Source organism: Streptomyces yatensis (assembly GCF_018069625.1).
GTDB lineage: Bacteria > Actinomycetota > Actinomycetes > Streptomycetales > Streptomycetaceae > Streptomyces > Streptomyces yatensis.
This window is the reverse complement of record NZ_CP072941.1, coordinates 3,744,439-3,760,162: the sequence shown is the minus strand read 5'-3', so window position 1 is coordinate 3,760,162 and position 15,724 is coordinate 3,744,439. Positions and strand designations below refer to the sequence as shown.

Genomic DNA, 15,724 nt, shown 5'->3' with positions numbered 1-15,724 from the left:
GCGTCCGATGGGCGAAACCGGTTCGCTTCGGTACCCCCCTCCTCCCATACGCTGGTCCCGTGACTCCCGCCCAGCTCTCCCGCACTGTGCTGCACACCGTGCGTCGTGCCGTTGAGGACGACGAGCTGTGCGTTGCCGTGCCGGAGCGGGTGAAGGTGCGGATTCCTCCTCGGCCCGGGTGCGGGGATTACGCCACCAATGTCGCCCTGCTGCTGGCCAGGGGTGAGGGGGATGCGCTCGTTGTCGCCGAGGTTTTGCGGCGGCGGCTTGTACTCGCTCCCGGGATCGCCCGCGTCGATATCGCCGGGCCCGGGTTCCTCAACATCACCCTTGAGGGCAACTCCCACGCTCAGCTCGTGCGGGACGTCCTCTCCCAGGGGCTCCGCTACGGGCACGGCGATGCGCTCGCCGGGGTGTCGGTTCCGCTCGGGGGCAGTGATGAGGTCCGGGCCGCGCTGGTCGCTCATGTGGTGCGGGGGCTCGTCGATGCCACCGGGGGAGTCGTTGTTCCTGGTGACGGGCCCGTCGTGCGGGCCGTTCCGGTTTCCGGGCGCGATCTGCTCACCCGTCTCGGGCCCGACGCCGCCCGCTGGGCGCTGCTTCGGCCCGCCGGGCACGATCTGCCCGATCTCGACCCCGGCCATCTTCTGTCCCAGCGGGAGGACAGCTCCCTCTTCCGGGTTCGGTACGCCCATGCCCGTACCCGGGCCCTGATGAGGAACGCGGGCCAATTGGGCATCGCGCCCGAGCCCGGCGCCTACGACCACCCCGCCGCGGCCGCCCTGCTCGCTCTCCTCGCCGACTACCCCCGCACCCTCGAGGCCGCCGCCCGGCACCGTGCGCCCGATCGGCTCGCACGGCAGCTCGTCGCCCTCGCCGATGCCTTCTTCCGGTTCCATGACGCCTGCCCGGCGCTCCCCGCGGGCGAGCGCAAACCCTCGGCCGTCCACCGTTCCCGGCTGGCCCTCGCCGACGCCGCCGGGGCGGTGCTCGCCGGCGGCCTGCATCTGCTCGGCATCAGCGCACCCGAACATCTGTAAGACCTTGAATGACCTTGAACTTCTGTAAGACCTTGAGAGAGACAGCAGAGACAGCATGAGCCGTTCCGCCCATCCCGCCGGGCCCCGCCACGCCGATGTCCTTCCCGAGGGGCACTACGCCGCGCCGCCCGCCGATCTCAATCAGCTCGACCCCCGCGTGTGGTCCCACACCGTCGGCCGGAACGCCGACGGTGTCGCCACCGTCGGCGGGATCGACGTCAAGACGCTCGCGGAGGAGTTCGGGACCCCCGCCTACTTCCTCGACGAGGCCGACTTCCGGGACCGCTGCCGGGCCTGGCGGGAGGCGTTCAAGGCAGAGGGGGAGGACGCCGACGTCTTCTACGCCGGGAAGGCGTTCCTCTCCCGCGCCGTCGTGCGCTGGCTGACCGAGGAGGGGCTCAACCTCGACGTGTGCTCCGCCGGGGAGCTGGCCACCGCGCTCGCCGCCGGGATGCCCGCCGAGCGGATCGCGCTGCACGGGAACAACAAGTCCACCGGTGAGATCGAGCGGGCCGTCGAGGCGGGTGTCGGGCGGATCGTGCTCGACTCGTTCCAGGAGATCGCGCGGGTCGCGCACATCGCCCAGCGGCTGGGGAAGCGCCAGCGGGTGCAGATCCGGATCACCGTGGGTGTGGAGGCGCACACCCACGAGTTCATCGCGACCGCGCACGAGGACCAGAAGTTCGGCATTCCGCTCGCGGGCGGGCTGGCCGCCGAGGCCGTGCGGCGGGCGCTCAAGCTGGACGGGCTGGAGCTCATCGGGATCCACTCGCACATCGGGTCGCAGATCTTCGACACGTCCGGGTTCGAGGTCGCGGCGCACCGGGTCGTGGGGCTGCTGGGGGAGATCCGGGACGAGCACGGCGTCGAGCTGCCCGAGATCGACCTCGGTGGCGGCCTCGGCATCGCGTACACCTCGGAGGACGACCCCCGCGAGCCGCATGAGATCGCCAAGGCGCTGCGCGACATCGTCCACCGGGAGTGCGACGCGGCCGGGCTCGCGGTGCCGCGGCTGTCGGTCGAGCCGGGGCGGGCGATCGTCGGGCCGACCGCGTTCACGCTGTACGAGGTGGGCACGGTCAAGGAGCTGCCGGGGCTGCGGACGTACGTCAGCGTCGACGGCGGGATGTCCGACAACATCCGTACCGCGCTCTACGACGCGGAGTACTCCGTGGCGCTGGTCTCCCGCTCCTCCACCGCCGAGCCGATGCTCTCCCGCGTCGTCGGCAAGCACTGCGAGTCCGGCGACATCGTCGTACGGGACGCCTTCCTGCCCGCCGATCTGGCGCCCGGCGACCTGATCGCCGTCCCCGCCACCGGCGCGTACTGCCGCTCGATGGCGAGCAACTACAACCACGCGCTCCGGCCGCCCGTCGTCGCCGTACGGGACGGTCAGGCGCGTGAGATCGTCCGGCGCGAGACGGAGGAAGATCTCCTGCGGCTCGATGTCGGCTAGCGAGAAAAGGATCTCGGATACTGGACCCGGGACAGGAAATCCCGTCCAGTGCCTGAGACTGGTGCATTAACGCGCTGATGCATGAACGCGATGGATGAGAAACGAGGTCGGATGATGCGTACGCGTCCGCTGAAAGTGGCGCTGCTGGGCTGTGGAGTGGTCGGCTCAGAGGTGGCGCGCATCATGACGACGCAGGCGGACGATCTCGCGGCGCGCATCGGGGCCCCGGTCGAGCTGGCCGGGATCGCGGTGCGGCGCCCCGGCCGGGTCCGGGAAGGGGTGCCGGCGGAGCTGGTGACCACCGATGCCACGGCCCTGGTCAAGCGCGGGGACATCGATGTGGTGGTCGAGGTCATCGGCGGGATCGAGCCCGCCCGCACCCTCATCACCACCGCCTTCGACCACGGCGCGAGCGTGGTGTCCGCCAACAAGGCGCTGGTCGCCCAGGACGGCGCCGCGCTGCACGCCGCGGCCGAGCAGCGCCGTGCGGACCTCTACTACGAGGCCGCGGTCGCGGGGGCGATCCCGCTGGTGCGGCCGCTGCGCGAGTCGCTCGCCGGCGACAAGGTCAACCGGGTCCTCGGCATCGTCAACGGCACCACCAACTTCATCCTGGACCGGATGGACGGCAGCGGCGCCGGCTACAGCGAGGCGCTGGACGAGGCCACGGCCCTGGGCTACGCCGAGGCCGACCCGACCGCCGATGTCGAGGGCTTCGACGCCGCCGCGAAGGCCGCGATCCTCGCCGGGATCGCCTTCCACACCCGGGTCACGCTCGACGATGTGCACCGCGAGGGCATCACCGAGGTGACCGCCGCCGACATCGCCTCCGCCAAGCGCATGGGCTGCACCGTCAAGCTGCTCGCGATCTGCGAGCGGGCCGCCGACGGCCGCTCGGTCACCGCGCGGGTGCATCCGGCGATGATTCCGCTGAGCCACCCCCTCGCCTCCGTCCGCGAGGCGTACAACGCGGTCTTCGTGGAGGCCGACGCCGCGGGGCAGCTGATGTTCTACGGACCGGGCGCGGGCGGTTCGCCGACCGCCTCGGCCGTCCTCGGCGACCTCGTCGCCGCCTGCCGCAACAAGCTGGCGGAGGCCACCGGACCAGGGGAGTCCGCGTACAGCAGGCTCCCGGTGAGCCCGATGGGCGATGTGATCACTCGCTACCACATCAGCCTGGACGTCGCCGACAAACCGGGAGTTCTCGCACAGGTCGCCACAGTCTTCGCCGAGCATGGCGTGTCCATCGATACGGTCCGCCAGCAGGGGAAGGACGGCGAGGCGTCCCTCGTCGTCGTGACCCACCGCGCGAGCGACGCCGCGCTGACGTCGACCGTGGACGCGCTCCGCCGGCTCGACACGGTCCGCGATGTCGCGAGCATCATGCGGGTCGAGGGCGAGTAGAGGCCGGGTAGCGGCCGCGCTGAGGCCGAACAGAGGGTGAGCGGAGAGTAAGGGAAATCATGAACGCAATCGCCGACGCCGGGCCTCGAATGTCCGGCACCCGCCAGTGGCACGGCTGGCGGGGCATCATCGAGGAGTACCGCGACCGGCTCCCGGTGAGCGAGACGACGCCCGTCGTCACCCTGCGCGAGGGCGGTACGCCGCTGGTTCCCGCGCAGGTGCTCTCCGAGCGCACCGGCTGCGATGTGCACCTCAAGGTCGAGGGCGCCAACCCCACCGGGTCGTTCAAGGACCGCGGGATGACGATGGCCATCAGCGCGGCCAAGGAGGCCGGCGCCAAGGCCGTCATCTGCGCCTCCACCGGCAACACCTCGGCCTCCGCGGCGGCGTATGCCGTACGGGCCGGGATGGTCTGCGCGGTGCTGGTCCCGCAGGGCAAGATCGCGCTGGGCAAGATGGGCCAGGCGCTCGTCCACGGCGCGAAGATCCTCCAGGTCGACGGCAACTTCGACGACTGTCTGACGCTGGCGCGCGGGCTGTCGGAGAAGTACCCGGTGGCGCTGGTCAATTCGGTCAACCCGGCCCGGATCCAGGGGCAGAAGACCGCCGCCTTCGAGATCGTGGACATGCTCGGGGACGCGCCCGACATCCATGTGCTGCCGGTGGGCAACGCGGGCAACATCACCGCCTACTGGAAGGGCTACCAGGAGTACGCGGCGCCGTTCGCCGACAGCGGGCCGCGCGCCTCCCGTACGCCCCGGATGTGGGGCTTCCAGGCGTCCGGCTCGGCGCCGATCGTGCGCGGTGAGCCGGTCAAGGAGCCGAGCACCATCGCCACCGCCATCCGCATCGGCAACCCGGCCTCGTGGACCTACGCCGAGCAGGCACGGGACGAGTCCGGCGGCTTCATCGACGAGGTGACCGACCGTCAGATCCTCGCCGCCTACCGGCTGCTCGCCGCGCAGGAGGGCGTCTTCGTGGAGCCGGCCTCCGCGGCGAGCGTGGCGGGTCTGCTGAAGGCGGCCGAGCAGGGGCTGGTCGACCCCGGCCAGCGCATCGTCTGCACGGTGACCGGAAACGGGCTCAAGGACCCGGACTGGGCGGTGGCGGGAGCGCCGCAGCCGGTCGTGGTCCCGGTCGACGCGGACGCCGCGGCCGTACGGCTCGGGCTGGTCTGATCCGGCCCCGCGCGGGGCTCGGCACGGCGTGCCCAGGCCCGGCCCCGCAGACGGCCGTGACCTGGAGGGATGAGGGTTTCGGCGGGTCGCGGCCGCGCGGCTCGCCGGGCCCCCTCCGGGCCGTTCTCCAAAGATCCACTCAAGTGGTGGCAGAGCAGCGCGAGGGCGCGCGTGGCGACCCAGTAGAGTGGTCGCGGATGGTTGCAGGGAGCGCGACACGCATCGTGCGCCTCCCGTGCGCCCTATGTCGCCACAGAACCTTCCTTCGATAGGCTGTACTGAATCCGCCCCGACGCAGAGCGCTCGCCTCTGCGCGGCGTCGCCGTACGTGTCGCGGCCCCCGCGGTGTTCCGTACCTCTTCGAGCAATCGCACGTAACCACAAGGAGAGTCATCGAGCGATGGCCGGTCCAGCGTTCCGCGCCGCCGCCGTCCGAGTGCGCGTCCCCGCATCGAGCGCCAATCTCGGTCCCGGCTTCGACGCCCTCGGCCTGGCCCTGGGCCTCTACGACGACGTGGTGGTCCGGGTGGCCGACTCCGGGCTGCACGTCGACATCGCGGGCGAGGGCGCGGAGACGCTGCCGCGCGACGAGAGCCATCTGCTCGTACGCTCCTTGCGCACCACCTTCGACCTGCTGGGCGGGCAGCCCCGCGGCCTCGAGGTGGTCTGCGCCAACCGCATCCCGCACGGCCGGGGCCTGGGCTCCTCCTCCGCCGCCATCTGCGCCGGGATCGTCGCCGCGCGCGCGGTGACCATAGGCGGCGCCGAGCGGCTCGACAACGAGGCGGTGCTGGAACTGGCCACCGAGATCGAGGGCCACCCCGACAATGTCGCCGCCTGTCTGCTCGGCGGCTTCACCCTTGCCTGGACGGACGCGGGGTCCGCCCGGGCGATCAGGATGGACCCTGCGGATTCCATCGTTCCGGTGGTCTTCGTCCCTGGCCGGCCGGTGCTCACCGAGACCGCCCGCGGGCTGCTGCCGCGCACCGTCCCGCATGTGGACGCGGCGGTGAACGCGGGCCGGGCCGCGCTGCTCGTCGAGGCCCTGACCAGGCGTCCCGAGCTGCTGCTCGCGGCGACGGAGGACCGGCTGCACCAGGAATACCGTGCTCCGGCGATGCCCGAGAGCGTGAGCCTGGTGAACCGACTGCGGACGGACGGCGTCCCCGCGGTCATCTCCGGTGCGGGCCCCACGGTGCTCGCGCTGGTCGAGGACGGTGCGGCCGACAAGGTCGCACGGCTGGCGGGCGAGGGGTGGGCGGCCAACCGGCTGGCTCTCGACGCCGGGGGGGCGAGCGTCCTGCCGCTCACCTGACACCCCGGTCCGGGGCGTCCCGGACCCGGGAAAACTCGATAGCCGGTCTTGGAAAGGGGGAATGTTTGTTGGATCCGGTAGTGTTAACCTCAAGTCAGCACTTGATGCCTCTTGGATCTATTCGGAGGCGAGGTGCTCAGTGTCCCCATCCGGGACCACCCTTCTTCCGGGAGCCTCCCCCACTGCCTGAGCAGCCTGCCTGAGCAGTAGCGAGCACGCTCCGGAATCGGCGTGGCGGATCTCAGTGAACCCTCCACCGCGTCGGAACCATGAATTGATCTCTCCGCCGTACCCCGGCGGACCACCGCCCCGGCCCGGTCCGTTACGGAAGGACCACAGCCGGACAGCACAACCGGTCGCCGAGCCAGACAGGCCGACGCCCGCTCCAGGGAAGGACCCTTCGTGAGCGACACCACCGATCTGATGGGCGTGAACGCCTCCGGCACCTCCGACAGCGGTGTCGGCAACAACGCGCCCGCCACGGACGCCTCCGCGCCCGCCACCGGTGCTGCCACTGGCGCTGCCCCGCGGCGACGCCGCTCGGGCACCGGCCTTGACGCCATGGTCCTGGCCGAGCTGCAGCAGCTCGCCTCGAGCCTTGGCATCAAGGGCACCGCACGGATGCGCAAAGGCCAGCTGATCGAGGTCATCAAGGAGAAGCAGGCCGCGGGCTCCGGCTCCGCCGAGGGCGCCGAGAGCACCCCGTCCGCCGCGGAAGGCGCGACCAAGCCCAAGCGCCGCGCCACCTCGCGGACCCGCACGGGCGATGACGCCGAGGAGAAGGCCGGCGGCGCCAAGTCCTCGAAGTCCGCCGGGAAGGCGGAGAAGGCCGACAAGGCCGACGCCGAGGAGAAGGCCGTCGCGCAAGCGCAGATCGAGATCCCGGGCCAGCCCGGTGAGCCCGCGGGTGATGAGCAGCCGGCCGGTGAGCGCCGCCGCCGCCGCGCCACCGCGCCCGCCACCACCCCCGACGCCGGGGGCACGGCCACCGCGGTCGAGACCAAGACGGAGACTCGTACGGACGCCTCCGCCAAGACCGAGACCAGGACCGAGCCCAAGGGCGACGGAAAGGCCGAGGCCGCCGTCGACACCGCCGAGGGCAAGGGCGCCAGGGGCGGTGACCGCCAGGAGCGCGGCCAGAAGGGCGACCGCCGGGAGCGTCAGCGCGACCGCGGGGAGCGCGGCGAGCGCGGTGACCGCCGCGGCAAGGGCGACGACGGACAGCAGGGCGGCGGCCGCCAGCAGCGCGACGGGCGCGGCCAGAGCCAGCAGCGCGCCGACGAGAGCGACGAGGACTTCGACGGCGGCCGCCGCGGCCGCCGGGGGCGCTACCGGGACCGCCGTGGCCGTCGTGGCCGCGACGACTTCGGCAACGAGCCGCAGGTGTCCGAGGACGACGTCCTGATCCCGGTCGCGGGCATCCTCGACATCCTCGACAACTACGCGTTCATCCGGACCTCCGGCTACCTCCCGGGCCCGAACGACGTCTACGTCTCGCTCGCCCAGGTCCGTAAGAACGGTCTGCGCAAGGGCGACCACGTCACCGGCGCGGTCCGTCAGCCGCGCGAGGGCGAGCGCCGCGAGAAGTTCAACGCGCTGGTGCGGCTGGACTCGGTCAACGGCATGGCGCCCGAAACCGGGCGCGGGCGGCCGGAGTTCGGCAAGCTGACGCCGCTTTACCCGCAGGACCGGCTGCGTCTGGAGACCGAGGCCGGCGGGCTGACGACCCGGATCATCGACCTGGTCGCGCCGATCGGCAAGGGGCAGCGCGGTCTGATCGTGGCCCCGCCGAAGACCGGTAAGACCATGATCATGCAGGCGATCGCCAACGCGATCACCCGCAACAGCCCCGAGTGCCATCTGATGGTCGTCCTCGTCGACGAGCGGCCGGAAGAGGTCACCGACATGCAGCGGTCGGTCAAGGGCGAGGTCATCTCCTCGACCTTCGACCGCCCGGCCGAGGACCACACCACCGTCGCGGAGCTGGCGATCGAGCGGGCCAAGCGCCTGGTCGAGCTGGGCCATGACGTGGTCGTCCTGCTGGACTCGATCACCCGCCTGGGCCGTGCCTACAACCTGGCGGCGCCCGCCTCCGGCCGCATCCTGTCCGGTGGTGTCGACTCGACCGCGCTCTACCCGCCGAAGAAGTTCTTCGGCGCCGCGCGCAACATCGAGGACGGCGGCTCGCTGACCATCCTGGCCACCGCGCTGGTCGAGACCGGCTCGCGGATGGACGAGGTGATCTTCGAGGAGTTCAAGGGCACCGGCAACATGGAGCTCAAGCTCGACCGGAAGCTCGCCGACAAGCGCATCTTCCCGGCGGTGGACGTCGACCCGTCCAGCACCCGTAAGGAAGAGATCCTGCTGGCGCCGGAGGAGCTGAACATCGTCTGGAAGCTGCGCCGGGTGCTGCACGCGCTCGACTCCCAGCAGGCGATCGAGCTGCTGCTGGACAAGATGAAGCAGACGAAGTCCAACGCCGAGTTCCTGATGCAGATCGCCAAGACCACGCCCACTCCGGGCAACAACGGCGACTGAGCGGACATCTTCCGGAACGCTCCGTAGACGAGGCCCCCCGCACCGCGGGGGGCCTCGCCGCGTTCGGTGAGAGGTGAGCCACAGCGGCAAGCCGGGCCACGGACTGGTCCTGATCATGTTATCGCCCGCGAAAGTGCAGGTCAGAGCGGTAAGGCGGACGAAGGGGACGAACGGAGCGTCCAGCGGCCCGCACGAAAACCGGCCATGGCACGTATGCAACCCTGGCGCACGGCCTTCCATCTGTCAGGTCGGAATACGGGGCCGGAACACAGGCAGACTCCACCGCGAAACCGCGACGCCACGCCTGACCGTGACGGCAGGGGGTACTCGGGCAGCACATAGAGGACTGAGGAGCACATGGCCGAGGACAGCAGCAACGCACCGGGAAACCCGGGCCGCCACCGCGCCCGCGGGGCAGTGTCGGGCCGCCGCCGCAAGCGGCCCAGCACGCGCCGCAGAGCCGTGCTCTACACGGTGTGGACGCTGGCCGCCGTGCTGGTGCTGGGCGGTGCCGGACTCGGCTACCTCTACTACAAGCTGAACGGGAACCTCACCGGCGTCGACGTCAACGCCGCCCTCGGTGCCGACCGCCCCGAGAACGTCGACGACGGCTCGATGGACATCCTCGTCCTCGGCTCCGACTCCCGGGCCGGCAAGAACGCGAAGTACGGCACGGACGAGGGCACATCGCGCTCCGACACGGCGATGATCGTCCACGTCTACAAGGGCCACAAGAAGGCCAGCGTCATCAGCATCCCGCGCGACACCCTCATACAGCGGCCGTCCTGCACCACCAAGGGCGGGCAGGAGACGCCCGCCGTGCAGGCGGCGATGTTCAACAGCGCGTACGAGGCCGGCGGCCCGGCCTGCACCATCAAGACCATCGAGTCCATGACCGGCATCCGCATGGACCACTTCCTCGAGGTCGACTTCTCCGGCTTCAAGCAGCTGATAAACGACCTCGGCGGCGTCAACCTCACCACCACCGCCCCGATCCACGACCCGAAGAGCCACCTCGACCTGGCGCCCGGCCCGCACACGCTGGACGGGGAGCAGTCCCTGGGCCTGGTGCGCACCCGGCACGGCGTGGGCGACGGCAGCGACCTGGGCCGGATCAAGCTCCAGCAGGCGTTCGTCAAGGCGCTGCTGGACCAGGTCAAGCACGTCGACCTGTTCGGCAACCCGAAGAAGCTCTACGACCTCGCGGACACCTCCACCAAGGCGCTCACCACCGACTCCGAGCTGGCCTCGGTGACCAAGCTGAAGGGCTTCGCCGAATCGATGAAGGGCATCGGCTCGGGCGACATGAAGATGACCACGCTGCCCGTCGAGTACGACCCGCAGAACCCGGCCCGGGTGCTGCCCATGGAGCGCAAGGCCAAGCTCATATGGACGGCGCTCCGCAACGACCAGCCGGTCCCCGCCTCGGCCACCAAGGGCTCCGCGGGCGACGCCACCGACGCGGGCAAGGTCGTCAAATAGCCTCCGGGAAGGGCCGGGAATATCCCGGCCCGACCCCCGGTTTTGGGAGATGCGGCCAGTACTGGCAAACTGGATCGTCGGTCCCGGTTCACGACAGGCATCCCGCCCGTCGACCCGGTGCCCTCCCGAACCTAGGAGAATCCCTTGAAGCGCGACATCCACCCGGAGTACGTCGAGACGCAGGTCAGCTGCACCTGTGGCGCCTCCTTCACCACCCGTAGCACCGTGGGCGGCGGCACCATCCGTGCCGACATCTGCTCCGAGTGCCACCCGTTCTACACGGGCAAGCAGAAGATCCTCGACACCGGTGGCCGCGTGGCGCGGTTCGAGGCCCGCTTCGGCAAGAACGCCGGGTCCGCCAAGAAGTAGCGACCCGCACGGCGCCGGTCTTCGGTCGCCCCTTCCCTGGGGCGACCGGACCGGCGTTTTGTCGTCACCGGCCCTTCCGGCACCCCTTCTCCGCAACACCCCCACGCAGACCACCCAGGGAGCCCCCCGATGTTCGAGGCGGTCGAGGAACTGATCGGCGAACACGCCGACCTCGAAAAGCGGCTCGCCGACCCCGCGGTCCACGCAGACCAGCGGGAGGCGCGTCGGCTCAACAAGCGCTACGCCGAGCTGACCCCGGTGATCGCCGCCTACCGCGCCTGGAAGCAGGCCGGGGAGGACATCGAGACCGCGCGCGAGCTGGCCCAGGACGACCCCGACTTCGTGGACGAGGTCAAGGAGCTGGAGCTCTCCCGCGAGGAGCTGACCGACCGGCTGCGGCTGCTGCTGGTGCCCCGCGACCCGAGCGACGACAAGGACGTCATCCTGGAGGTCAAGGCCGGAGAGGGCGGCGAGGAGTCCGCGCTGTTCGCCGGCGACCTGCTGCGGATGTATCTGCGGTACGCCGAGCGCGTCGGCTGGAAGACCGAGATCCTCGACGCCAACGAGTCCGACCTCGGCGGCTACAAGGACGTCCAGGTCGCGGTGAAGACCAAGGGCGGGAACGGCGCCACCGAGCCCGGCCAGGGCGTCTGGGCCCGGCTGAAGTACGAGGGCGGGGTGCACCGGGTGCAGCGGGTGCCCGCCACCGAGTCCCAGGGCCGCATCCACACCTCCGCGGCCGGTGTGCTGGTCACGCCCGAGGCCGAGGAGGTCGAGGTCGAGATCGGCCCCAACGACCTGCGGATCGACGTCTACCGCTCGTCGGGACCCGGCGGCCAGTCGGTCAACACCACCGACTCCGCGGTGCGCATCACCCACCTGCCCACCGGCATCGTCGTCTCCTGCCAGAACGAGAAGAGCCAGCTCCAGAACAAGGAGCAGGCGCTGCGCATCCTGCGCTCGCGGCTGCTGGCCGCCGCCCAGGAGGAGGCCGAGCGGGAGGCGTCGGACGCGCGCCGCAGCCAGGTCCGCACGGTCGACCGGTCCGAGCGCATCCGTACGTACAACTTCCCGGAAAACCGGATCTCGGACCATCGAGTCGGCTTCAAGGCGTACAACTTGGACCAGGTGCTCGACGGTGAACTCGAACCGGTCATCCAGGCATGCGTCGACGCCGACGCGGCCGCCAAACTGGCGGCCGCGGGCTGAGCCACCCACCGTCGTAGGCTTCGTGCTCTTGTCCGGACCGGCTGGAGGAATTCAGTGAACGTGCTGCTCGCCGAGGTGGCGCAGGCCACTCAGCGGCTGGCCGACGCGGGCGTGCCCTCACCGCGCTTCGACGCGGAGGAGCTCGCCGCCTTTGTGCACAGCGTCAAGCGGGGAGAGCTGCACGGCGTGCCCGACGCCGACTTCGACGCCCGCTACTGGGAGGCGGTCGCCCGTCGCGAGGCCCGCGAGCCCCTTCAGCACATCACCGGCCGCGCCTTCTTCCGCTACCTGGAACTCCAGGTGGGCCCCGGGGTCTTCGTGCCCCGGCCGGAGACCGAGTCGGTGGTCGGCTGGGCGATAGACGCGGTCCGCGCGATGGACGTCGTCGAACCGCTCATCGTCGATCTGTGCGCCGGCTCCGGGGCCATCGCCCTGGCGCTCGCCCAGGAGGTGCCGCGCTCCCGGGTGCACGCCGTGGAGCTGGACGAGGGCGCCCTGCGCTGGGCCCGCAAGAACGTCGAGGGGTCCCGCGTCGTTCTCCATCACGCGGACGCGTTGACGGCCCTGCCCGAGCTCGACGGACAGGTGGACCTCGTCATCAGCAACCCGCCGTACATCCCGCTGACCGAGTGGGAGTACGTGGCGCCGGAGGCCCGCGACCACGACCCCCAGCTCGCGCTCTTCTCCGGAGAGGACGGCCTCGATGTGATCCGTGGCCTGGAGCGCACCGCCCACCGGCTGCTGCGCCCCGGGGGCGTGGTGGTCATCGAGCACGCAGACACCCAGGGCGGCCAGGTGCCGTGGATCTTCACGGAGGAGCGTGGCTGGGCGGACGCCGCCGACCACCCCGACCTGAACAACCGGCCCCGGTTCGCCACCGCGCGGAAGGCCATGCCGTGACGGCGGCACCGCACCACACATTGGCCACGTACGAGGAGGTCCGTTAAAGATGGCACGGCGATACGACTGCGGGGACGCGACCGACCGCAAGACCGGCCTGCGCGAGGCCGCCTCCGCCGTCCGCCGCGGCGAACTGGTCGTGCTGCCCACCGACACCGTCTACGGGATCGGCGCGGACGCCTTCAACGCCGAGGCGGTCGGCGATCTGCTCGAGGCCAAGGGCCGCGGCCGCAATATGCCCACCCCGGTGCTGGTCGGCTCCCCGAACACCCTGCACGGCCTGGTCACCGACTTCTCCGAGATGGCCTGGGAACTGGTCGACGCCTTCTGGCCCGGTGCGCTCACCCTCGTCGCCCGGCACCAGCCCTCGCTCACCTGGGACCTGGGGGAGACCCGGGGCACCGTCGCGGTGCGGATGCCGCTGCACCCGGTCGCGATCGAGCTGCTGACGGACTTCGGCCCGATGGCGGTCTCCAGCGCCAATCTGACCGGACACCCCTCTCCGCAGGACTGCGACGCCGCTCAGGACATGCTGGGGGACTCCGTCTCGGTGTACCTCGACGGCGGGCCCACCCCGGCCGCCGTGCCCTCCTCGATCGTCGACGTCACCGGCAAGGTGCCGGTGCTGCTCCGGGCGGGTGCGCTCACCGCCGAGCAGCTCCGGGAGGTCGTACCCGACCTCGAGGTGGCGAATTGACAGCCCCTGAGGGGCGTGGCATAGCGGAACACCGTGAGAAGAAGCCCGAGGCCACCTTCCGCATCCTCCACGTCAGCACCGGCAATGTGTGCCGCTCGCCGATCACCGAGCGGCTGACCCGGCATGCCCTCACGCACCGCCTCGGCACCGTCCGCACCCGCGGTCTGATCGTGGAGAGCGCCGGCACCTGGGGCCATGAGGGCGCGCCCATGGAGGCGCACGCCGCGACGGTCCTGACCGACTTCGGCGCCGACCCGGCGGGCTTCCTCGGCCGTGAGCTGCTGGACGAGCACGTCATCCGTGCCGACCTGGTCCTGACCGCCACCCGCGACCACCGGGCGCAGGTCATCTCGATGGGGCATTCGGCCGGCTTGCGCACCTTCACGCTCAAGGAGTTCACCCGGCTGGTGCGGGCCATAGACCCCGCGACGCTGCCCGATCCGGAGGAGGCGGGCGGTGTGGTGGAGCGCGCCCGCGCCCTGGTGCAGGCGGCGGCCGCGCTGCGCGGCTGGCTGCTGGCGCCCACCGAGGACGCGGACGAGGTGCACGATCCGTACGGGGCGCCGATCACCTTCTTCCGCTCCATCGGGGACGAGATCAACCAGGCCCTGGACCCGGTCGTCACGGCCCTGACGGGGGTCCCCGCCCCCGCGTAGCCCCTGGCGGGGCCCCGGGCGCGCCGACGGGGGTTTCCCGGGGCTCACGGCGCGCCACGAGGGCGCGTGGGGCCTACATTGGGGGTGACCACCTTCGACGACCCGCCGTCCCCTCCCAAGGCTGTGAGCACGCCATGGCCGTCACCCCCCGGGGCCCCGATTTCGGAGCGCTCGCCCGCCAGGACCCGGAGCTGGCGGGGATCATCCTGAGCGAGATCGACCGCGTCTCCTGCGGCCTCCAGCTGATCGCGGCCGAGAACTTCACCTCGCCGGCCGTGCTGGCGGCGCTCGCCTCGCCGCTGGCCAACAAGTACGCCGAGGGCTATCCCGGCGCCCGCCACCACGGCGGCTGCGAGATCGTGGACATCGCCGAGCGGGTCGCCCAGGACCGGGCGAAGGCCCTGTTCGGCGCCGAGCACGCCAATGTGCAGCCGCATTCGGGATCCTCGGCGGTGCTGGCCGCCTACGCCGCGCTGCTGCGGCCCGGGGACACGGTGCTCGCGATGGCGCTGCCGCACGGCGGCCATCTCACCCATGGCTCGCCCGCCAATTTCTCCGGCCGCTGGTTCGACTTCATCGGCTACGGCGTCGATCCGGCGACCGGTCTGATCGACTACGAGCAGCTCCGCGCGCTCGCCCACGCCCACCGGCCGAAGGCGATCGTCTGCGGTTCCATCTCCTATCCGCGCCATCTGGACTACGCCGCCTTCCGTGCCGTCGCCGACGAGGTGGGCGCGTATCTCATCGCCGACGCCGCCCATGCGATCGGTCTGGTGGCGGGAAAGGCGGCGCCGTCCCCGGTGCCGTACGCCGATGTGGTGTGCGCAACGACACACAAGGTGCTGCGCGGGCCGCGCGGCGGAATGCTGCTGTGCGGCGCGGAGCTGGCCGAGCGGGTCGACCGGGCGGTGTTCCCGTTCACCCAGGGCGGCGCCCAGATGCACACCGTCGCGGCCAAGGCGGTGGCGTTCGGCGAGGCCGCGGCGCCCGCCTTCACCGCCTATGCGCGGCGGGTGGTGGCCAATGCCCGGGTGCTCGCGGACGCCCTGGTCGCGGAGGGTCTCGCGGTGGCCACGGGCGGCACCGACACCCATATGATCACCGCCGACGCGGCCCCGCTGGGCCTGGACGGACGGACCGCGAAGGCGCGCTGCGCGGCCGCCGGGATCGTCCTGGACACCTGCGCGCTGGCGTCCGCCACCGAGCCCCGGGGGTGCGTCAAGGGGATCCGGTTGGGCACCGCCGCGGTGACCACCCAGGGAATGGGAGCGCCGGAAATGGAGCGGATAGCGGCCCTGATGGGAACCGTCTTGCGGGACGAGGGCGTGGTACGGGAAAAGGTGGCGGAACTGGCCGGGAGATTTCCGCCCTATCCGGACGAGGGCCGAATCATGCAACCATCCGAAGGTGTAGGACGTCTGTAAGTACGTTCACCGCGAGGCGTCCGACACGCATAAGGTGTGAGGCTGTGATGGCCAGC

Annotated in this window: 13 protein-coding genes; all 13 read left to right on the top strand. The window is 71.2% G+C overall.

Annotated elements, in window-relative coordinates:
- Positions 1 to 59 precede the first annotated feature (59 nt).
- Complete coding sequence (nrtL, locus tag J8403_RS15165; RefSeq protein ID WP_211123651.1) at positions 60 to 1,040, top strand: ArgS-related anticodon-binding protein NrtL; 981 nt, start codon at positions 60 to 62, stop codon at positions 1,038 to 1,040.
- 55 nt (positions 1,041 to 1,095) lie between these two features.
- Positions 1,096 to 2,496, top strand: coding sequence for a diaminopimelate decarboxylase (lysA, locus tag J8403_RS15160; RefSeq protein ID WP_211123650.1), 1,401 nt, complete (start codon positions 1,096 to 1,098; stop codon positions 2,494 to 2,496).
- Positions 2,497 to 2,607: 111 nt separating this feature from the next.
- Complete coding sequence (locus J8403_RS15155; RefSeq protein ID WP_211123649.1) at positions 2,608 to 3,900, top strand: homoserine dehydrogenase; 1,293 nt, start codon at positions 2,608 to 2,610, stop codon at positions 3,898 to 3,900.
- 59 nt (positions 3,901 to 3,959) lie between these two features.
- Positions 3,960 to 5,078, top strand: coding sequence for a threonine synthase (thrC, locus tag J8403_RS15150; protein WP_246585850.1), 1,119 nt, complete (start codon positions 3,960 to 3,962; stop codon positions 5,076 to 5,078).
- A 400-nt stretch (positions 5,079 to 5,478) separates the two neighbouring features.
- Positions 5,479 to 6,393, top strand: a complete 915-nt coding sequence (gene thrB / locus J8403_RS15145) for a homoserine kinase (RefSeq protein WP_014054912.1) — start codon at positions 5,479 to 5,481, stop codon at positions 6,391 to 6,393.
- 402 nt (positions 6,394 to 6,795) lie between these two features.
- A complete protein-coding gene (rho, locus tag J8403_RS15140) occupies positions 6,796 to 8,931 on the top strand; it encodes a transcription termination factor Rho (RefSeq protein WP_211123648.1) in 2,136 nt (711 codons plus the stop codon).
- A gap of 357 nt (positions 8,932 to 9,288) precedes the next feature.
- Positions 9,289 to 10,413, top strand: coding sequence for an LCP family protein (locus J8403_RS15135; protein ID WP_211123647.1), 1,125 nt, complete (start codon positions 9,289 to 9,291; stop codon positions 10,411 to 10,413).
- Between the two features lie 144 nt (positions 10,414 to 10,557).
- Entirely contained in the window at positions 10,558 to 10,782 is a 225-nt protein-coding gene (gene rpmE, locus J8403_RS15130) for a 50S ribosomal protein L31 (RefSeq protein ID WP_030823398.1), read from the top strand.
- Positions 10,783 to 10,911: 129 nt separating this feature from the next.
- The gene (prfA, locus tag J8403_RS15125) at positions 10,912 to 11,991 is read left to right on the top strand and encodes a peptide chain release factor 1 (protein ID WP_211123646.1); all 1,080 of its coding nucleotides are present in this window, start codon (positions 10,912 to 10,914) and stop codon (positions 11,989 to 11,991) included.
- 54 nt (positions 11,992 to 12,045) lie between these two features.
- The gene (gene prmC, locus J8403_RS15120; protein ID WP_059147679.1) at positions 12,046 to 12,891 is read left to right on the top strand and encodes a peptide chain release factor N(5)-glutamine methyltransferase; all 846 of its coding nucleotides are present in this window, start codon (positions 12,046 to 12,048) and stop codon (positions 12,889 to 12,891) included.
- A gap of 49 nt (positions 12,892 to 12,940) precedes the next feature.
- Entirely contained in the window at positions 12,941 to 13,588 is a 648-nt protein-coding gene (locus J8403_RS15115; RefSeq protein WP_014054918.1) for an L-threonylcarbamoyladenylate synthase, read from the top strand.
- The gene (locus J8403_RS15110) at positions 13,585 to 14,244 is read left to right on the top strand and encodes an arsenate reductase/protein-tyrosine-phosphatase family protein (protein ID WP_059147678.1); all 660 of its coding nucleotides are present in this window, start codon (positions 13,585 to 13,587) and stop codon (positions 14,242 to 14,244) included. The genes J8403_RS15115 and J8403_RS15110 overlap by 4 nt, the downstream gene beginning before the upstream one ends.
- Before the next feature lie 134 nt (positions 14,245 to 14,378).
- The gene (locus tag J8403_RS15105; RefSeq protein ID WP_211123645.1) at positions 14,379 to 15,668 is read left to right on the top strand and encodes a serine hydroxymethyltransferase; all 1,290 of its coding nucleotides are present in this window, start codon (positions 14,379 to 14,381) and stop codon (positions 15,666 to 15,668) included.
- The last annotated feature ends 56 nt before the right edge of the window (positions 15,669 to 15,724 follow it).

Coding starts and splice junctions, on each gene's coding strand:
- thrB (WP_014054912.1), top strand. CDS start 5,479: ATGGCCGGTCCAGCGTTCCGCGCCGCCGCCGTCCGAGTGCGCGTCCCC.
- J8403_RS15155 (WP_211123649.1), top strand. CDS start 2,608: ATGATGCGTACGCGTCCGCTGAAAGTGGCGCTGCTGGGCTGTGGAGTG.
- J8403_RS15115 (WP_014054918.1), top strand. CDS start 12,941: ATGGCACGGCGATACGACTGCGGGGACGCGACCGACCGCAAGACCGGC.
- J8403_RS15105 (WP_211123645.1), top strand. CDS start 14,379: ATGGCCGTCACCCCCCGGGGCCCCGATTTCGGAGCGCTCGCCCGCCAG.
- prfA (WP_211123646.1), top strand. CDS start 10,912: ATGTTCGAGGCGGTCGAGGAACTGATCGGCGAACACGCCGACCTCGAA.
- J8403_RS15135 (WP_211123647.1), top strand. CDS start 9,289: ATGGCCGAGGACAGCAGCAACGCACCGGGAAACCCGGGCCGCCACCGC.
- lysA (WP_211123650.1), top strand. CDS start 1,096: ATGAGCCGTTCCGCCCATCCCGCCGGGCCCCGCCACGCCGATGTCCTT.
- thrC (WP_246585850.1), top strand. CDS start 3,960: ATGAACGCAATCGCCGACGCCGGGCCTCGAATGTCCGGCACCCGCCAG.